We start from the raw sequence: 17007 nt of genomic DNA, 5'->3' as shown, positions 1-17007 counted from the left end.
CCTGAGATGTTTGACGTGCTCTATGGCTATTCGCCCTATCACAACATCCCGCAGACGGGCGCGTATCCCGCCACCCTGATCACCACGGCGGACACCGATGATCGCGTGGTTCCGGGCCATTCGTTCAAATACGCGGCCGCCCTTCAGGCGGCCCAGACGGGCGACGCGCCGACCCTGATCCGGATTGAAACGCGCGCCGGGCATGGCGCTGGGACGCCGGTGTCAAAACTGATCGAGGAAGCGGCGGACCGCTGGGCGTTCATCGCCTATCACACCGGGCTCGAGATCGAAGAGTAAAGCGCTGTCAGAGTTTGACTTGAAAACCCCGGAGCCAGGCTCCGGGGTTTTTTGTCTTCCGGACCAACGCGAGCTAAAGTGGAAACTCAGTCATTTAGGGTGAGGCCATCATGAGCGACGCAGAAAACCTGGACCGTCTGGAAGCCCTGTTTGAGGCTTTGCGGGTGGCGCGTCCGCGTCCTGAAAAGCTGGCCGCCTGGCTGTCCGCCTCCACCTTGCTGACCCGCGAGGAACCGGCTGAAGCGCTGGCGAAGACCGTGGGCGAGACATACGCTCAACTGCGCGCCGAGCTGGGCTGGCGTTCGCCGACCGGCGTTTTGCGCTGGCTGTACGCCGCCATGTTGATCCAGAGCGATGTGCCGGTGGAGCGCTTTCTCGCCGCCCGGGCCGCTGTGCGCGGCGGTGCAAGCGGCTACAAGCGGATGAGCCTTCATGCTGGCGGCGCCCGCGCAGCCTTGATGCTCTGCATCGGGTCAAAAGACGACACGCCGGTCGAGCGCTTTTTCGAAATGCGCGACGCCTTGGCGCCGCCCTGGTGGCGCGCGAATGCTGCGGTGACGGACACTTATGCAGCGATCCATGCTGCGCGGGGCGATGATCCATCCGAGGTGCTGGCGCGGCGCACGGCGGCGGAAGAGGTGTTTCACTCTCATCCCCGCGCCCGCGGCCATCGTCGGGACGGCGCCAAGTTGTGCGCCTTGCTCGGGGTCGATCCTCGCGAGGCGCTGGCGCGGTTCAAGGCTCTGGATGCCGCGCGACAGACGTACAAACCCTTGCGGCGCTACGCGTTCCGTCAAAGCTATCTGCTTTGGGCGGTGCAAGGGCTGACCGTGGAGGACGCCCTCGCCATCGATCGGGTGCGGGAGGCTTTGCCGCGTTCGGTCAGCTCGACCGGCGGGGCGCGCACAGCCCTGGCTCATCTGGTCCACACCGCAGGCCGCAACGGCGCCCAGGATGGCGCGCTCAGTGCGATGGACGCCGTGATCGCGGCGCAAACCGCCATGATGGTGTCTGTGATCGCCGCCACCAGCGTTGTGACGACCACGAGCGCCAGCTCGAACGGATCAAGTACTTAAGGTCGTATTGACTCTATCATTCGCAACTCTGTGACGAGCCGTTAACCGGAGCAGGCGGACAATTCTGCCCGCACCGATTTTCGTGCGCTCAAGTCTACGGGACAGGTTGGAGTTGTTTATGCGTACGAGTTTTTTGACAGCCGTGATGGCGACAACGGCGAGTGTCGCGCTCGGCGGCGCTGCGAGCGCACTCGACCATCATGGTCACGCCTCCTGGGGTTATGACGGTGAGGGCGGACCAGAGCATTGGGGCATGTTGTCTGCCGACAACGCCTCATGCGGCAGCGGCCACGAACAATCGCCGATCGACCTGCACGCCGTCAGTGATGTCGCTGGTTCCGTACCTGCGCTCCATTGGGATGCGGGCGAAGGTTCTGTCACGGATAACGGCCATACGATCAAGGTGGGTCTTGAAGATGCCGGATCCTTGCATCTGGACGACCGTGACTATGACCTGGTCCAGTTTCATTTCCACGCTGGCAGCGAACACACGGTCGACGGTCAGCAATATCCGCTGGAAGTTCACTTTGTGCATGCCTCTGATGACGGCCATCTGGCGGTTGTGGGCGTGTTTTTTGAGGAAGGCGCCGCCAATCCGGCGCTGGACGCGATCTGGGCTGCGATCCCCCATGAAGGCGAGCATCATGAGGTCGACGATGTCGATCCGGGCGCGTTCCTGCCCGATGATCGCAGCGCCTGGCGCTATGCAGGATCACTGACCACGCCGCCCTGTTCTGAAGGCGTGGCCTGGACGGTGATGCAGACCCCGATCACCGCGTCTGCGGCTCAGATCGAGGCCTTCACCGCGCATTACTCGAACAATTTCCGACCGGTTCAGGCGCTTCATGCGCGCACCCTGTCTGCGGGCGATACGCACTAGCTTTGCCCGTATTCGGGCGGCGCTGCTTTCTCTCCCCCCTCGAGCAGCGCCGCTCACCTCTCCTCAGGATCATTGGTTTCCCGGCGCGTGAAGACGCCCTATGTCTGTGTGAATGATCCGACCTGATCAGCTCTTGCGAGAAACAGACCGCGGCCTCTGGTGCGAACCGGGGGGCTTTTTTATCGATCCCATGCGTCCCGCAGAGCGCGCGCTCGTCACCCATGGCCACGCCGATCACGCCCGTGCGGGACATCAGCGTGTTCTGGCGACGCCCGAAACCCTCGCTATCATGGCGGCGCGCTATGGCGCGGATTTCACCCCAGATCCTGCCTCCATCGCCTATGGCGAGCGTTTGAAGGTCGGCGAGGTGGAGGTCAGCTTTCATCCTGCAGGGCATGTGCTGGGCAGCGCGCAGATCCGTCTTGACTGGAAGGGCCTGGTGATCGGCGTATCCGGTGATTACAAGCGCCGCCGCGATCCCACCTGCGCCGGGTTCGAGGTCTTTCCCGCCCATGTCTATGTGAGCGAAGCGACCTTCGCCCTGCCGGTGTTTCGTCATCCAGACGACGCCGGAGAGATCGCCAAGCTGCTGACGAGCGTCAGGCAGAACCCCGATCGCGCTCATCTGGTGGGCGCGTATGCGCTGGGCAAGGCGCAGCGGGTGATCTGCCTTCTGAGAGAAGCGGGCTATGACGCGCCGATCTATATTCATGGCGCGATGGAGCAGCTCTGTGCGCTGTATGAAGATCATGGCGTCGCATTGGGGCCGCTTGAAAAGGCGACGGTCAAGAACGCCAGCGGCGCCAAGCAGGACTTCGCCGGGCAGATCGTCATTGCGCCGCCCTCGTCATTTCAGACGGCGTGGGCGCGGCGCTTCCCAGACCCGGTGATCTGTTTCGCCTCGGGCTGGATGCAGGTGCGCGCGCGGGCGCGGCAGCGCGGGGTGGAATTGCCGCTGATCCTGTCAGACCATGCCGACTGGGATGAGCTGACCCAGACCATAAGCGATGTGAACCCTGAAGAAGTGTGGATCACTCATGGCCGCGATGATGCGTTGGCGCGGTGGGCGGAACTGGAGGGTTACAAGGCGCGCCCCTTGTCGCTGGTCGGGTATGAAGACGAGGACGACTAGCGTCTTGCCTCGATCCTCTGCGATCGCCTAAGTGAGGCCATGACCAACACTCTCCGTAAGCCGCTGGCCGACGCTGTCTTCATGACGGTGAACGGCGCCCGCCTGATCGCGGATCCGTCCGGCGTGGCCTATTGGCCGGATGAATCGGTTCTGCTGGTCAGCGATCTGCACTTTGAAAAAGGCAGCGCCTATGCGGCCCGTGGTCAGCTCTTGCCCCCGTATGACACCCGCGCCACCTTGCAGCGCCTCGCCGCCGCGATCATGCTTTACCAGCCGGAGTCAGTCATCGCCTTGGGCGACAGCTTTCACGATCTGGGCGCGGACGGACGCATGGCGCCCGATGACGCCGAGACGCTGTCAGCGCTTGTCGCGTCGGTGCAGGACTGGCTCTGGATCGAGGGTAATCATGACCCGGAACCGCCTGCGCGATTTGGCGGGCGGGCCGGGTTTGAACTGGCGCTGGGGCCTTTGCATCTCCGCCATGAGCCCCAGCCGGGCGCCCGACCGGGCGAAGTGGCGGGGCATCTGCATCCCTGCGCCAAGGTCAGCGGCCAGGGGCGCCGGGTGCGGCGGCGCTGTTTCGCGACCGACGGCGCGCGGCTGATCCTGCCTGCGTTCGGCGCGTATACGGGCGGGCTCAATGTCTGTGACGTCGCCTATGCGCCGCTCTTCCAGACACGTCCTCACGCCTACATGCTGGGGCGCGAGCGGGTCTATGCCGTCAACGGCGCCAAGCTGCTGGGCGATTAAAGGCTGAATGTCGGCGAGCTGCGCACGAACGCGGTCAGCCCGAGGCACAATACCGCCACGGCAGTCAGCAGAAAGCGCAACGGCAGGTACCAGCGCGGGAAGGTCGCGCCGCGAATGGCGGTGCGGTCCCACAGGAACTGGATCACGAACCCTGCGATCAGCAGGCCCCAGCCCGTCATTTCCAGGTCCAGCGGCAGTCCGGGACGGTTCCATACCTGCATCACCACCGCGAGCCAGCCTGCCAGGCTGAGCGTGATGGACAAGAGCAACACGCCCGAGCGGGGCGTATCCGAGCGGATCACCAGCTCGCTGGCCCAGCGGCCGCCCGCCAGAAACGACAGGATCACGGCGGCGTAGACGGGCAGGGCGGTGGCGGCCTGCAAGGCGGCCTGCCCGCCCACCATGACGCCGAGCGCGCCGGCGATGAAGGGCAGCAATCCGCCAAATCCCAATATCAGAACCAGGGCGGGAGCTTCGCTAAGGCGTTGCATCGAGAGGCCTCGTATAACAATTGGAGCCTGTATTAACGGCGCTGGGTGACCGCCGCTGCAGTCCATCCGGCCAGCATGGCCAGCAAGACCGAGATCAAGGCGTACACGACCGGACGGTTCTGGGCCAGATCATAGATGGTGCGTTCCGCGCCAGCCTTGACCACCGTCAACTCTGTGCGCCTGGTCGCTATGGGTTGTCCATCCCGGAACAGATACACATCCGCGTTATACTGGCCTGTGGGCGTGGTGGGCGGCAAGACGACCCGCGCCCGGAACAACCCGCCGTCCAGGACCTCGACGCCGCCAGGCGCTTCCGCATAGAGCCCGCGGCGCGCCTTGTTGCGCACCAGAGCGGCGCGATAATCGACGATCTCGCCGCCCAGATCGGTCACCAGCACGTCGCGCACCCCGAACAGGGTTTCGCGGCGAATGCTTTCGGGCGCGAACAATCGCACATGGTCCATGCCGATCTGGTTGCGCCGCAGCGCTGAAAAGCTCGCGAATTCAGCCAGGGGGCGCGTTGAGGCGACGGCGTAATAGCCCGCCACATCCTCAAAGCGCACGGGCGCGGCGTTGATCCAGATGCCCAGAACCCGGCGTTTGCGCATGACGCGCAGATCGCCTTCGGGGCCGCGCACGGCCACCACGATGTCATCACCCTCTTCAAGGCCGATCGCTGCGCCGTACAGCGTCAACTCGGCGCCGGCGAAGGTCGAGCGGATTTCAACCACATCCTCGGTGAGCGCCGCCGCGATCTGGGCGGGCGGCTGCACCCCTTCAGGCGGCGCAGCAAGTGCGTCTGCGCTGGCGAGAAGCGCCCCCAGAAGACAGAGCATCAGCGCATGGGCGGTCATCACATCCCCCCGCGCGCTTGCATCAGCACGAACATGTCCACCGGCGTGCTGGTCAGATCCCACAACAGTTTCAGGCAGACGCTGACCACCATAAGCGCCAGTAAGGCGCGTAATTCTTCCGCAGGGATTTTACTGGTGAACCGCGCCCCGATCTGCGCGCCGACCACCCCGCCCACGATCAGAATGCCCGCGAGCACCATGTCCACGGTCTGGTTCTGCACCGCTTGCAGGAAACTGGTCAGGGAGGCGACGAACAGGATCTGAAACAGCGAGGTGCCGATCACCACATTGGTGGGCATGCGCAACAGATAGATCATGGCGGGGACCATGACGAAGCCGCCGCCCACCCCCATTAGCGCCGCCAGAACGCCCACCAGAAAGCCGATGGCGATGGGCGGGATCACGCTCATGTAGAGACCGGAGACGGCGAAGCGGGTCTTGAAGGGCAGCGTGTCGATCAGTCCGCGCTTGCGGCGTTTAGGGCGCACCGGCCCGCCGGCGCTGCGGCGGCGGCGAATGGCGTTGACGCTCTCAAACAGCATCAGGCTGCCAATCACGCCCAGAAAGCCCACATAGCAAAGCGAGATGACCAGATCGATCTGTCCCAGCCTTTGCAGCAGGCCAAAGAGCTGTACGCCCGAGACAGAGCCCACAATGCCGCCAGCCAGCAGCACCAGCCCCATTTTGACGTCCAGTGTCTTGCGTCTGAAATGGGCGAGCGCGCCCGAGACCGAGCTGGCTACGATCTGGTTGGCCTGGGTGGACACAGCCACGGCCGGCGGGATGCCCAGAAAGATCAGGATCGGCGTCATCAGAAAGCCGCCGCCAACGCCGAACAGGCCCGACAGGAAGCCCACGCCCAGACCCAGGCCGAGCAACAGCCAGAGGTTCAGGGAAATCTCGGCGATGGGCAGGTAGATCTGCACCGCCCCGCGCCTAGCCGGCGGCGGCTTGTTCAAGCCGTGAGATCAGCGTGCTGTCCACTTGATCTGACACCGTCAGGCCCTGGGCGCGACGGAAGCTGCGAATGGCGTCACGCGTGCGCGCGCCCATCATGCCGTCCGCGGGGCCGGGCTGATAGCCGAGTTGAGACAACAAGGCCTGGGCGCGGGCGATCTGGGCCGGGCTGGCCAGCGCGCCATTGTCCCAAGGCTGAGGCGGATACTCGCCCTGCGCTTCGGGGCGGCTGGCGCGCGGCGTGAAATTGCGCGCCACTGATTCCGCAGCGGCGCGTTGCTCGGGCGTCAGCATGGGGCGCAGTTCAGCAGCGGAATTGCGCGCTTCGGCGTCGCCTGCGTTTGCTGCAATGGTGAACCAGGCATAAGCGTCGGCGGGGCTTTCGGGAACGCCGAAGCCTTCCTTGAACAGAAGCGCCATATTGACCTGGCTGTCGACTAGGCCATGCAAGGCGCCTTGCTCGAACCAGCGGGCTGCGATCGCCTGGAAGTCGGGCGTGGATTCAGCGTTGATGAACATGCCGCCTGCGTCATGCATGGCTTGAACATTGCCGTTCTCAGCAGCTCTGGCCATCCACTCTCGTGCTGAAGCGGGGTTGGCGGGCACGCCCTCTCCATTGGCGAGCATCAGCGCGAAACGGCGTTGAGCGGCGGGCACGTCCTGTTCGGCGGCGCGTCGCATCAGGGCGGCGGCGTCGCTGAACCGGCCTTCGTCAAGTTGTTGCAACGCCAGTTGATAGCGCGCGACGGCGTCGCCATTGGCGGCGGCGCTTTCAAGGCTGGGGGCCGCCGGGGCGGCGGAGGGGCGCGGTGCAGGCGCTGTGACGCTCGGCGTTTGAACGGCGGGCGGGGGCGCCGGTTGAATGTCAGGCGCAGCGGTCTCTGCCTCCGAAACGGCGGGCGTTTCAGTCAAGGCGTTGGTTGTGCTGTCATCAGCCTCTGTCGTACGCAGATCCGGCGTGGCGGACGTCGACAGATCCGCCGGCTCTGAGAACAGGCTGGACAAGGTTGCGCTGGGGTCTGAATTCAGAGCGGATTGTTCAGGCCCGTTGACGGCCTCCATCACCAGCATGCCCGCCGCCGCGGCGACCGCCAGAAAACCAAGCGCGCTGGCGCCCAGGAGCAAGGTGCGGTTGGAGCTTCGCTGTTCCGGTTCGGCAGGTGGAGTCCAGCCTGCTTCGCCGCCGCGATTGGCGCGAACCTGTTTGCGGGCCTTGGCGAGGAAGTCTGCATCCGCCGTCGCGCCCATGGCGGCCGGTTTGCGCGCCGCAGGGGCGGACTCTGGCTCAGCTGCGCGGTGCTGTGGCGCCGGTTGAGGCTTGGGCGTCGGAGCAAGAATAGGCCCCGGTTCCGCAGGCGTGAAGGATGAAGCGCGCGCCGGCTCCGCCTTGATGTCGAAGTCATCATGGGCCGGCAGCGCGAAGTCATCGTCTGCTTCGGCATTGCTGACCCAATTGTCGGGCGCTTCAGGCAGCGGCTTGGTGAAATCGTCAATCGCGTCTACGGCCTCGCGCACGACGGCTTTTGACGGGTCCTTGTCCTTGGATTTGCCCTTGCGGCCTTCGATGGCTTCCAGCCGTTCGGCCAGCGCGTTCATCGCCTTCTGGACCGGCGACAACGCTTCGCTTGTATCGTGTCGCGCCTGGTCCAGCCGCTCGTGCAGGCCGGACATGGCCTTGTCGATACGCTCCGCTGTGCGCTCCTCAGAGGCGCGGATACGGGTTTCAAGATCCTGCTCGCCATTGGATGAGCGTGCGTGTTCGAGACGTTCTACAACCTGGGCCATGCGTTCGCCCGCTGCTTCGACCGCCTCCGCCGAGCGATGCTCGGCCTGCTGGACGCGGTCCGCCAAGTTTTCCCCAAGCCTCGCCACCTGTTCTCCGATCCGCCGCATGGCGACGGTGTTATCCTGGCGCACCTTTTCAAGGCGCGCTTCAAGATCGGAGCGGTCTTGTTTTGATTGGCGTTTGGCTTCGTCTTCGTCCAGACGGCGCTGAAGGCGCTGCTCTGTGCGATCCAGTCGCTGATCGACGGCGCGGGCCAGACGCGCCACTTCGCCGCCAATGCGTTGCAAGGCGTCAGACTGGCGCTGTTCGGCGGCGCGAAGCCGGGTTTCAGCCTCCGCCAGCGCGCGTTCAAGTCGCGGGCCGTCGGCGTTCTTTGAGACTTCTGCAATCTGACGCGCGCATTCGCTGCGCGTTTCGCGGATCACGTCAGCGACTTCGCGCGCCAGCGCGTCGATGCGGCGCTGCACGTCTTCATCCTTGATCGCCTGAGACTGGACCGTCTCCAACTGGCGCAGACGATTGTCGAGTTTTTCCTGGGATCCCGCCAGCGCTTCGGCGGCCCGCTGGGTGGCGCCCTCTGCGGAGATGATGCGGCTTTGCAGCGAGCGCGACGTGTCTTGCAAATCGCTGAGCAGGGATTGAGTGCGCTGGTCACGCGTCTCCACAAGCTCACGCAGATCGCGAGTTTCGCCGCTCAGCGTTTTTTCAGATTCTTCAAGGCGCTGGCCGAGTTTTTCCAACCCGCGTTCGGCGCTGTCGCGGCGGCGCTCTTCCTTGTGGGCAAGGTTGTCGAGTTCGGCGCGGACATCGCGCTCGGTCTCGTACATCCGCCCCGCCAGCTTGCCGACCGTGGTCTCGACCGATTTCAGCGCAGCGGGATCTGCGCCAGCGCCAGGCCCGGCGCGCTCCAGTCGGCGCACGCGTTCCAGAATTTCGTCTTGTTGAGCGCGGGTGCGCTTGATGGCGTCCTGCGCGGTTTCGCCCTCTTCATCCACGCTGTCCTCGATCAGATCGAGACGGCGCGAAATGGAGGTGACCGACTGGTCGATATGAGAGAGCGCCTGGGTGGAGCGCCGCTCGGACGCTTCCATGCGGTCTGACAGACGTTGCACAAGCTCGGTCAGCTGGTCGTCATGTCCGGGACCACCGTCATCGCCGCCGCCAAAGCCCGGGAAACGGGAGAGCTGATCATCCCAGTCCTTGGCGTTTTCAGACACGCCGTCATCGAGAATGACGCGGTTCAGCCATTCGCCCAGAGTCATGCCTTCACGCCTCGCCGCTGATTTGGCGAGGGCGCGGGCGCGGGGATCAATCCCCTTCACACTCCAAGGCGCCACAGGCGGCATGCCGACTCATCTCCACACTTCCATGCTCGACCCTATAGACGCGGTTAATATTGTGTAAACCAGTCAGGCAGGCGCCATATCTGGTATTCCACATGGAATCACCGCCCACGAGGCGAACGCATGGACTCAACTCTTAATCAAGAGCAGGTGATGCGGTTAACGCCTCGTAAATCTCTCTTAAACTGGAGAGAATCGTTTCACTGGGCGGTTTCGACATGGGGCAGCCAGTAGGGTGCAAGGTCCGACATCCGGAGTTCGAGCGTGTCGGCCTCCGCCAGCGGGGTATCCTCGACCGGCCGAGGCAATTGACGGCCAAGATCAAACAGGGACCAGGCGGGTCCTGGCGCGCCCGCCGCCAGATAGCGTTGTCCCAGCCGCCAGTAGACGTCTGGAGCGAAGGGATCCATCACCAGCGCTTCGGCCAGCAATTGCGCCGGATCCAGATCAGGGCGCGCCTGCAAGCCGACCCGCCCCCAGGCGATCAGGGCGTTCGCCGTTAGAATGCGCGCCGCTGCGCCGGCATGCCCTTCACGGTCGATGAAGGGCGCAAAGCGTTCGACCGCCCGCGCCGCATCATTGCGCTCCAGCGCATCCAGTCCCGCCGCCAGCTCCAGAAAAGTGTCGTCGTCCTGTCCGGAGAGCGTCAACGCGCTGGCATAGGCGCAGGTCAGCCGGGCGCTGCCGATGGAGGCCTCAGGGCAGGGGCCGAAATGATGCGTTTCCTGAATTTGAACCAGCAAGGCGCCGGCGTAATCGCCTTCTTCCTGAAGGCGCTGGCTTTCCTCAAAGAAGGCTTCCGTATCCGGCACGGCCCCATACACGCCGTCCAGCGTGTCGGTCGCAGCCGTCAGCACGGCGCTCAACCGGTCGGCTCCGGCATACACCAGAGTGCTGTCTTGCGGCATTGGCGGGATGACGGGCGCAGGTGCGTCGCCCGAAGCGGTGCGGGTCCAGCGTTCCAGGCGCCCGGCCGGGCTGTCTGGGCTGTAAACCACGAAAGAGAAGGCGCAAGGAAAACGGGCGTCTTCAGACAGACGCTCAAGAATGTCGGGATGGATCGGCGCGACATGGGGCAGCCAGGCCAGAGCGCTGGCGGAATGCTCCGCACCGATTGATGACGCATCGCAACGCGAGCCTTCTTCTGCGCCATAATCAGCGCTGAACACGACTTGGTCGTCATACAGGGCGATGAAGCCGGTCGGCGTATCGGTCAGCGCCAGCGTTCCTGTCTGGCTCGCCACCCCGGTCGCCGCTTCCAGCCAGACCCGGTCAAATGTCCCGGCATTGCCAAAACTGATCACGTCCCGGCGGCCGCCCTCGCTCAGCGCCACATAGATGTCCAGATGGCGGCGGGCTTCCGCGTAAAGGCTGGTGCGCACCACTCTGTCCTGACCCTCTGCTTTGGCGAACAGGGCGCCTTGGGACATGTCGAGCCACATCTGAGTGCCTGATTGCGTCACCCAGCTGGCCCAGTCGCGGCCATAGCGCGCGACACGGGTCTGGTCGTTCAGGATATCAATCGCGCTGGTGCGTGAGGTTTCGACCCGCCAGGCGGCGCTGATTTCCTCTGGCGCCATCAGCATGTCCGGCGCAGTTTGAGCGCCCGCGCAGGGCGTCAGTATCAGGCAGGCGGCGAACGCAAACAGGCGCATTGCATATCCTTGGCCGAGGCTTCGGCGAGTCTGTTTCAGTTAAGCGCCAAATCAATCGAGGAATGCGGCGCGGTCAAGGCGTCTATGAGACAAGGTTGAGAGTGTCACATCGAAGCCAACAGATTGACGTTGACGTTCACGTCAAGCGGCATACACTCATCGCCATGACTCATGCTGCAATCCCTGAGGCTGATCTTTCCATCCGCGAGATCGCGGAGAAGTTTGATGTCACGCCTCGCACCTTGCGCTTTTACGAGCAGAAAGGCTTGCTCAATCCCAAGCGCCGGGGCGGGTCGCGTTGGTATACGGCCGGTGATGTGGCGCGTCTGTCCTTGATCCTGCGGGGTCGCCGGGTCGGTTTCTCTCTCGAGGAAATCGGCGAAATGCTCGATCTCGAGGCGTTGGCCACCCGCTCGCACGAGACCTTGTCGCGTAATCTGGGGCGTTTTCGCGCTCGTATCGCCGCGCTTGAACAACAGCGCAATGATATTGAAGATGCGCTGGCGGAATTGAATGCGGGCTGCGCCTGGCTGGAAGAACGCCTGGCGGATCGAGAGCCTTCTGAAGACATCAAGCGGCGCGCCGCCGCGTTTGAAGCGCTGGCGTCCGCACGACTGACCCAATGGTCCGGGCATTCGCCCGATGATCCCACATGACGCTTTCGCGAAGAGGCCGTGACAGGACTCGACGCGCACCGGCCGACATGGCCCCATACCCATAACCCCCTCGTTCCCTACGGAGACGGTTCAAATGCCCGATTACAAGGCCCCAAATCGCGATCAGAAGTTCGTCTTGAACGAGCTGCTCAACGTCCAGCAATACAATGACATCCCCGGCTTCGCGGACGCGTCCGAGGACATCGTCAACGCCATCCTGGAAGAGGGCGGCAAGTTCTGCGAAGGCGTGCTGCATCCGCTCAACAAGGTGGGCGACCATGAAGGCTGCTCCCTGAAAGACGGCGTTGTGACCACGCCGACCGGCTTCAAGGGCGCGTATGACCAGATGACCGAAGGCGGTTGGACCGCGCTGTCCGCGCCGGCTGAATTCGGCGGTCAGGCCTTGCCGCATTATCTCAACCTCGCCTTCAACGAGATGGTGACCAGCTGCAACATGGCGTTCGGCATGTATCCGGGCCTGACCAATGGCGCGGCGCAAGCCCTGCTGGTGGGCGGCAGCCAGGAGCAGAAAGAGCTCTACCTGCCGAAAATGTTCTCCGGCGAATGGTCGGGCACCATGAACCTGACAGAGCCGCATTGCGGCACCGATCTGGGCCTGCTGCGCACCAAGGCGGTTCCGAACGGCGACGGCAGCTACAAGATTTCCGGCCAGAAGATCTGGATCTCCGCCGGCGAGCACGAGATGAGCGGCAATATCGTTCACCTGGTGCTGGCGCGCGTTGAAGGCGCGCCGCAGGGCGTGAAAGGCATCTCGCTGTTCGTGGTGCCGAAATATCTGCCGGACGCGGACGGCAATCCGGGCGAGCGCAACACGCTTCAGTGCGGCGGCCTGGAAGAGAAAATGGGCATTCACGGCAACGCCACTTGCGTCATGAACTATGACGAGGCCAAGGGCTGGCTCGTGGGTGAAGAGAACAAGGGCCTCAAGATCATGTTCGTCATGATGAATGAGGCGCGTCTGGGCGTGGGTTTGCAGGGGCTGGGCCTGGCGGAGACCGCCTACCAGTACTCGCTCGCCTTTGCGAAAGACCGCATCCAGGGCCGCTCCCTGACCGGGCCGAAAAACCCAGACGGTCCTGCCGACCCGATCATCGTGCACCCCGATGTGCGCCGCATGCTGATGGACCAGAAAGTGTTTGTCGAAGGCGCGCGCGCCTTCACCTACTGGACCGCGCTGCAAGGCGATCTCGAGCACAAGGCCGAGGATGAAGCCCTCCGCGAAAAAGCGGGCGACTACATGGCGCTGTTGACCCCGATCGTGAAGGGCTACCTCACCGACAAGGGCTATGACAGCGTCTCCACCGGCTTGCAGGTTCATGGCGGCTCAGGCTTCACCCGCGAATGGGGCATCGAACAGCTGCTGCGCGATGCGCGCATCACCCTGATCTATGAAGGCACCAACGGCGTTCAGGCGCTTGACCTGGTGGGCCGCAAGCTGGCCATGGCCGGCATGCGTCCGATCAACACCTTCTTTGGCGAGCTGGACGAGTTCATCGCCGAGAACCAGGGCGACGCCGACCTGAAGCTCTATGTGGACGGCCTGGCGGACGTCAAAGCCAAGCTCCAGAAAGCCACCAACTGGCTGGTCGAAAAAGGTCTTGAGAACTTCGATAATGCCGGTGCAGCCTCGACCGATTACATGCATCTCTTCGGTCTGACCTGCTTTGCCTATATGTGGGCGAAAATGGCGAAAGTGGCCGCCGCCAAAAAAGGCGACAGCGACCCGATCTACGCCACCAAGCTGGTCACGGCGAAATACTTCGTCGAGCGCTGGCTGCCCCAGGCGGACGCGCATCTGGCCCGGATCGAAACCGGCGCCGAGACCATGATGACGCTGGAAGCCGAAGCGTTCTGAGACTGATCGTGAAAGCCCTCCGCCCCGCTGGCGGGGGGCTTTTATGCAAGAAACACTTGGGAGGAAGACATCAATGACGGCGCAAGTTTTGAACGTGCCCAAGCCGGAATGGCTGGACCAGGAAGACGTGAACATTTTCGACGGGGCCGTGCGCGGCTTCATCGAGAAGGAATGCCTGCCGCACGGCGACCGCTGGGAAAAAGAAGGCTCTGTGGATCGCGAACTGTGGAACAAGGCCGGCGAAAGCGGTCTTTTGTGCCCGGCGGCTCCGGAAGAGTTTGGCGGCGCGGGCGGCGACTGGCGCCATGACTACGCCTTCCACATGGCGATCGCCGAGATGGGCGTGGATGGCTGGGGCGCCAGCCTGCACAATTCCATCGTCGCGCCCTATGTCTGGCATTACGGCACGGAAGAGCAGAAAAAGCGCATCCTGCCCAAGCTGATCTCGGGTGAATATGTCGGCGCGATCGCGATGACCGAGCCGGGCGCCGGGTCTGACCTGCAAGGCATCAAGACCAACGCCGTCAAAGACGGCAATGGCTACAAGATCAACGGCTCCAAAACATTCATCACCAATGGCGGCATGGCGAACTTCATCGTCGTGGTGGCCAAGACCGATCCCAAGGGCGGCGCCAAGGGCACCTCGCTCTTCCTGATCGAGACCGACGGGCTGGAGGGCTTCCGCCGCGGTCGCAATCTCGACAAGGTCGGCATGAAGTCCCAGGACACCGCCGAGCTATTCTTTGAGGACATGAAAGTCCCCGCCGAAGCGCTGCTCGGTGAAGAAGAGGGCCAGGGCTTCTTCCAGCTGATGGAGCAATTGCCCCAGGAACGCCTTCAGATCGGGGTTCAGGCCGTGGGCATGATGAAGCGCGCGCTCCACGAGACCATCAACTACGTCAAAGAACGTCAGGCGTTCGGCAAGCCGGTGATGGGCTTTCAGAACACCCAGTTCAAACTGGCGGAGCTCAAGACCAAGGCGACCATCGCTGAAGTGTTCGTCCAGCATTGCTCGGATCTTCTGATCAAGGGCCAGCTGGACGCCGCGACCGCGTCCATGGCGAAGTACTGGACGACCGACATCCAGTGCGAGCTGATCGACGAATGCGTGCAGCTGCACGGCGGCTACGGCTTCATGAACGAGTATCCCATCGCCCGCATGTGGCGGGACTCGCGGGTGCAGCGCATCTATGGCGGCACCAACGAGATCATGAAGCTCTTGATCGCACGGACGCTGTAGGTGATCGCGCGGCGTGTCATACTCTGCGCAGCGAGCGCCTTGCTCGCCGCCTGCACGCCGGACTCGGCGGAACCCGAGGCGGCTGTTTCTGAGCCGTCTCCGGTCCGCGCTTATTTCGAACAGACCTTCTCCGGACTATGGGGCCTCGACGCCTCGTGCCCGGAGGAGGGGATGTTCCGCCTCTCGCCTGATGTGCTCGAACTGTACGAGCGGTCTTGCGAGGTCCTCAATCTGACCCGGGACGGCGACATGATCGCCGCACGCACCCGGTGCCAGGCCGAAGGCCAGACCATGGCGGACAACACGCACATGCTCACGCTCGTCAGCGAAGACACCCTCAGCGTGTCGGACGGGCATTACGAATGGATACGCCACGCCTGCGGCGCGGCGCACGCCCCAACCCAGGGAGGATCCCTTTATGACTGACGCTTATATTTATGACGCCACGCGGACACCGCGCGGCAAAGGCAAGAAAAACGGTTCGCTGCACGAAATCACCGCGCTGCAGCTCGCCACCCAGCAGCTGCAGGCGATCCGTGATCGCAACAATCTCGACACGTCTTTCATCGACGACGTGGTGCTGGGCTGCGTGTCGCCGGTGGGCGAGCAGGGCGCCGACATCGCCCGCGCCGCCGCGCTGAATGCGAACTATGCCGAGACCGCGTCCGGTTTTCAGGTCAACCGCTTCTGCGCCTCCGGTCTTGAAGCTGTGAACCTGGCCGCCGCGAAAGTCATGTCCGGCGAAGCTGATCTGGCCATTGGCGGCGGTGTGGAAGCCATGTCGCGCGTGCCGATGGGCTCTGACGGCGGCGCCATGGCGGTCGATCCGGAAATGGCGTTTGACCATTACTTCGTGCCGCAGGGCGTGTCCGCGGACCTGATCGCCACCAAGTACGGCTATTCGCGCGATGACGTGGACGCCTATGCGATCGAATCCCAGAACCGCGCCGAGAAGGCCTGGAAAGAGCGCCGCTTCGACAAGTCCGTCGTGCCGGTGAAGAACCAGCTCGGCCTCGTCCAGCTGGACCATGACGAGCATATGCGCCCGGGCACCGACATGCAGTCGCTGGCGAGCCTGAAGCCGTCCTTCAAGGACCTGTCGGCGTTTGTCGGCCTCGACAAGGTCGCGATGCAGAAATACCCCGATGTGGAGAAGATCAACTTCGTCCACCATGCGGGCAACTCCTCGGGCATCGTGGACGGCGCCGCCGCCATCCTCGTCGGCTCCAAGGAAATGGGCGAGAAGCTCGGCCTCAAGCCGCGCGCCCGCATCCGCGCCATGGCGTCCACCGGTTCTGAGCCGACCATCATGCTGACCGGCCCCGCGCCGTCCGCGCGCAAGGCGCTGAAGAAAGCCGGCATGAGCCCGTCCGACATTGATCTGTTTGAGATGAACGAGGCGTTCGCCTCGGTCGTGCTGCGCTTCATGGAAGATCTGGGCGTGGATCACTCCAAGACCAACGTCAACGGCGGCGCCATCGCCATGGGCCACCCGCTGGGCGCCACCGGCGCGATGATCCTCGGGACCGTGCTCGACGAGCTGGAACGCACCGGCAAGTCCACCGGCCTCGCCACGCTCTGCGTGGGCGGCGGCATGGGCACCGCCACCATCATCGAGCTGGTCTGATCTGATGGCTGAAGCGAACAGCAAACCGGCTGACAGCCAGAACGCCTTGCTCAAGGGCTTGCCGTTCGGGCTGGCCATTGGCGCAGCGCTGGGGATTTCCCTCGGCGTCGCCTTCGGCGTCTCGCTGGACAACCCGCTTCTGGGCGTGGGGCTAGGCCTCGCGTTCGGACCCGGCGTCGGTTTGCCGTTCTCTGTCGCTATCGGAACAGCTCTGCTGAACAAGCAAAACGACACAACCGATCAGGCGAACCCTGATCAGGAGATTTGAAGCATGACCTACACGCATTTCAAATTCGAGGTGGACGGCGACGGCATCGCGCTCATCACCTTTGACTCGCCCAACGTCTCCATGAACGTTCTGTCCAATTCCGTCATGGAAGAGATGGG

16 protein-coding genes are annotated in these 17007 nt (G+C 63.7%); 11 read left to right on the top strand and 5 right to left on the bottom strand.

Going from position 1 to position 17007, the window contains the following annotated elements:
* From B3M53_RS13360 to pdeM, 5 genes are all read left to right on the top strand, one after another.
* On the top strand, positions 1 to 297 hold a 297-nt coding region (locus B3M53_RS13360; RefSeq protein ID WP_286800576.1), incomplete at its 5' end, for a prolyl oligopeptidase family serine peptidase.
* Positions 298 to 407: 110 nt separating this feature from the next.
* Positions 408 to 1373 carry a hypothetical protein gene (locus B3M53_RS13355; RefSeq protein ID WP_286800574.1) on the top strand — a complete coding sequence of 322 codons (966 nt, stop codon included), beginning with the start codon at positions 408 to 410 and terminating at the stop codon, positions 1371 to 1373.
* Between the two features lie 118 nt (positions 1374 to 1491).
* A complete protein-coding gene (locus B3M53_RS13350) occupies positions 1492 to 2253 on the top strand; it encodes a carbonic anhydrase (RefSeq protein ID WP_286800571.1) in 762 nt (253 codons plus the stop codon).
* Positions 2254 to 2365: 112 nt separating this feature from the next.
* Positions 2366 to 3385, top strand: a complete 1020-nt coding sequence (locus B3M53_RS13345) for a ligase-associated DNA damage response exonuclease (protein ID WP_286800568.1) — start codon at positions 2366 to 2368, stop codon at positions 3383 to 3385.
* Positions 3386 to 3424: 39 nt separating this feature from the next.
* Positions 3425 to 4135, top strand: a complete 711-nt coding sequence (gene pdeM, locus B3M53_RS13340) for a ligase-associated DNA damage response endonuclease PdeM (RefSeq protein ID WP_286800567.1) — start codon at positions 3425 to 3427, stop codon at positions 4133 to 4135.
* Here pdeM and B3M53_RS13335 read toward each other — a convergent pair.
* The 5 genes from B3M53_RS13335 to B3M53_RS13315 form a co-directional block, all read right to left on the bottom strand.
* The gene (locus tag B3M53_RS13335) at positions 4132 to 4626 is read right to left on the bottom strand and encodes a DUF3429 domain-containing protein (RefSeq protein ID WP_286800566.1); all 495 of its coding nucleotides are present in this window, start codon (positions 4624 to 4626) and stop codon (positions 4132 to 4134) included. The two genes, pdeM and B3M53_RS13335, sit on opposite strands and share 4 nt — an antisense overlap.
* A 32-nt stretch (positions 4627 to 4658) precedes the next feature.
* Positions 4659 to 5480, bottom strand: coding sequence for a TIGR02186 family protein (locus B3M53_RS13330; RefSeq protein ID WP_160092422.1), 822 nt, complete (start codon positions 5478 to 5480; stop codon positions 4659 to 4661).
* A complete protein-coding gene (locus B3M53_RS13325) occupies positions 5480 to 6406 on the bottom strand; it encodes a sulfite exporter TauE/SafE family protein (protein WP_022700168.1) in 927 nt (308 codons plus the stop codon). The genes B3M53_RS13330 and B3M53_RS13325 overlap by 1 nt, the downstream gene beginning before the upstream one ends.
* 10 nt (positions 6407 to 6416) lie before the next feature.
* Complete coding sequence (locus B3M53_RS13320; protein ID WP_286800564.1) at positions 6417 to 9485, bottom strand: peptidoglycan-binding protein; 3069 nt, start codon at positions 9483 to 9485, stop codon at positions 6417 to 6419.
* A 281-nt stretch (positions 9486 to 9766) separates the two neighbouring features.
* On the bottom strand, positions 9767 to 11221 hold the full coding sequence (locus B3M53_RS13315; protein ID WP_286800563.1) for a hypothetical protein: 1455 nt from the start codon (positions 11219 to 11221) through the stop codon (positions 9767 to 9769).
* Between the two features lie 164 nt (positions 11222 to 11385).
* Here B3M53_RS13315 and B3M53_RS13310 point away from each other — a divergent pair, with 164 nt between their 5' ends.
* The 6 genes from B3M53_RS13310 (at position 11386) to B3M53_RS13285 (ending at position 16888) form a co-directional block, all read left to right on the top strand.
* On the top strand, positions 11386 to 11877 hold the full coding sequence (locus B3M53_RS13310; protein WP_022700165.1) for a MerR family transcriptional regulator: 492 nt from the start codon (positions 11386 to 11388) through the stop codon (positions 11875 to 11877).
* Between the two features lie 94 nt (positions 11878 to 11971).
* A complete protein-coding gene (locus tag B3M53_RS13305) occupies positions 11972 to 13753 on the top strand; it encodes an acyl-CoA dehydrogenase C-terminal domain-containing protein (protein ID WP_286800561.1) in 1782 nt (593 codons plus the stop codon).
* Positions 13754 to 13826: 73 nt separating this feature from the next.
* On the top strand, positions 13827 to 14993 hold the full coding sequence (locus B3M53_RS13300) for an acyl-CoA dehydrogenase family protein (protein ID WP_160092418.1): 1167 nt from the start codon (positions 13827 to 13829) through the stop codon (positions 14991 to 14993).
* 171 nt (positions 14994 to 15164) lie between these two features.
* Entirely contained in the window at positions 15165 to 15419 is a 255-nt protein-coding gene (locus tag B3M53_RS13295) for a hypothetical protein (protein WP_286800559.1), read from the top strand.
* Positions 15412 to 16620: an acetyl-CoA C-acetyltransferase gene (locus B3M53_RS13290; protein WP_022700161.1), complete on the top strand. Its 1209-nt coding sequence runs from the start codon at positions 15412 to 15414 to the stop codon at positions 16618 to 16620. Before B3M53_RS13295 ends, B3M53_RS13290 begins: the two co-directional genes overlap by 8 nt.
* Positions 16621 to 16624: 4 nt before the next feature.
* Entirely contained in the window at positions 16625 to 16888 is a 264-nt protein-coding gene (locus B3M53_RS13285) for a hypothetical protein (protein WP_160092416.1), read from the top strand.
* Positions 16889 to 17007 lie beyond the last annotated feature (119 nt).

Origin of the sequence: Oceanicaulis sp. UBA2681, from assembly GCF_002354675.1 — a bacterium.
GTDB classification, from domain to species: Bacteria; Pseudomonadota; Alphaproteobacteria; order Caulobacterales; family Maricaulaceae; genus Oceanicaulis; species Oceanicaulis alexandrii.
This window is presented reverse-complemented; position numbering and strand designations above follow the sequence as displayed.

Excerpts from the sequence above, each read along its gene's own strand:
- B3M53_RS13355 (WP_286800574.1), top strand. The coding sequence starts at position 408 with ATGAGCGACGCAGAAAACCTGGACCGTCTGGAAGCCCTGTTTGAGGCT.
- B3M53_RS13350 (WP_286800571.1), top strand. The coding sequence starts at position 1,492 with ATGCGTACGAGTTTTTTGACAGCCGTGATGGCGACAACGGCGAGTGTC.
- B3M53_RS13345 (WP_286800568.1), top strand. The coding sequence starts at position 2,366 with ATGATCCGACCTGATCAGCTCTTGCGAGAAACAGACCGCGGCCTCTGG.
- pdeM (WP_286800567.1), top strand. The coding sequence starts at position 3,425 with ATGACCAACACTCTCCGTAAGCCGCTGGCCGACGCTGTCTTCATGACG.
- B3M53_RS13335 (WP_286800566.1), bottom strand. The coding sequence starts at position 4,626 with ATGCAACGCCTTAGCGAAGCTCCCGCCCTGGTTCTGATATTGGGATTT.
- B3M53_RS13330 (WP_160092422.1), bottom strand. The coding sequence starts at position 5,480 with ATGACCGCCCATGCGCTGATGCTCTGTCTTCTGGGGGCGCTTCTCGCC.
- B3M53_RS13320 (WP_286800564.1), bottom strand. The coding sequence starts at position 9,485 with ATGACTCTGGGCGAATGGCTGAACCGCGTCATTCTCGATGACGGCGTG.
- B3M53_RS13315 (WP_286800563.1), bottom strand. The coding sequence starts at position 11,221 with ATGCGCCTGTTTGCGTTCGCCGCCTGCCTGATACTGACGCCCTGCGCG.
- B3M53_RS13310 (WP_022700165.1), top strand. The coding sequence starts at position 11,386 with ATGACTCATGCTGCAATCCCTGAGGCTGATCTTTCCATCCGCGAGATC.
- B3M53_RS13305 (WP_286800561.1), top strand. The coding sequence starts at position 11,972 with ATGCCCGATTACAAGGCCCCAAATCGCGATCAGAAGTTCGTCTTGAAC.
- B3M53_RS13300 (WP_160092418.1), top strand. The coding sequence starts at position 13,827 with ATGACGGCGCAAGTTTTGAACGTGCCCAAGCCGGAATGGCTGGACCAG.
- B3M53_RS13295 (WP_286800559.1), top strand. The coding sequence starts at position 15,165 with ATGTTCCGCCTCTCGCCTGATGTGCTCGAACTGTACGAGCGGTCTTGC.
- B3M53_RS13290 (WP_022700161.1), top strand. The coding sequence starts at position 15,412 with ATGACTGACGCTTATATTTATGACGCCACGCGGACACCGCGCGGCAAA.
- B3M53_RS13285 (WP_160092416.1), top strand. The coding sequence starts at position 16,625 with ATGGCTGAAGCGAACAGCAAACCGGCTGACAGCCAGAACGCCTTGCTC.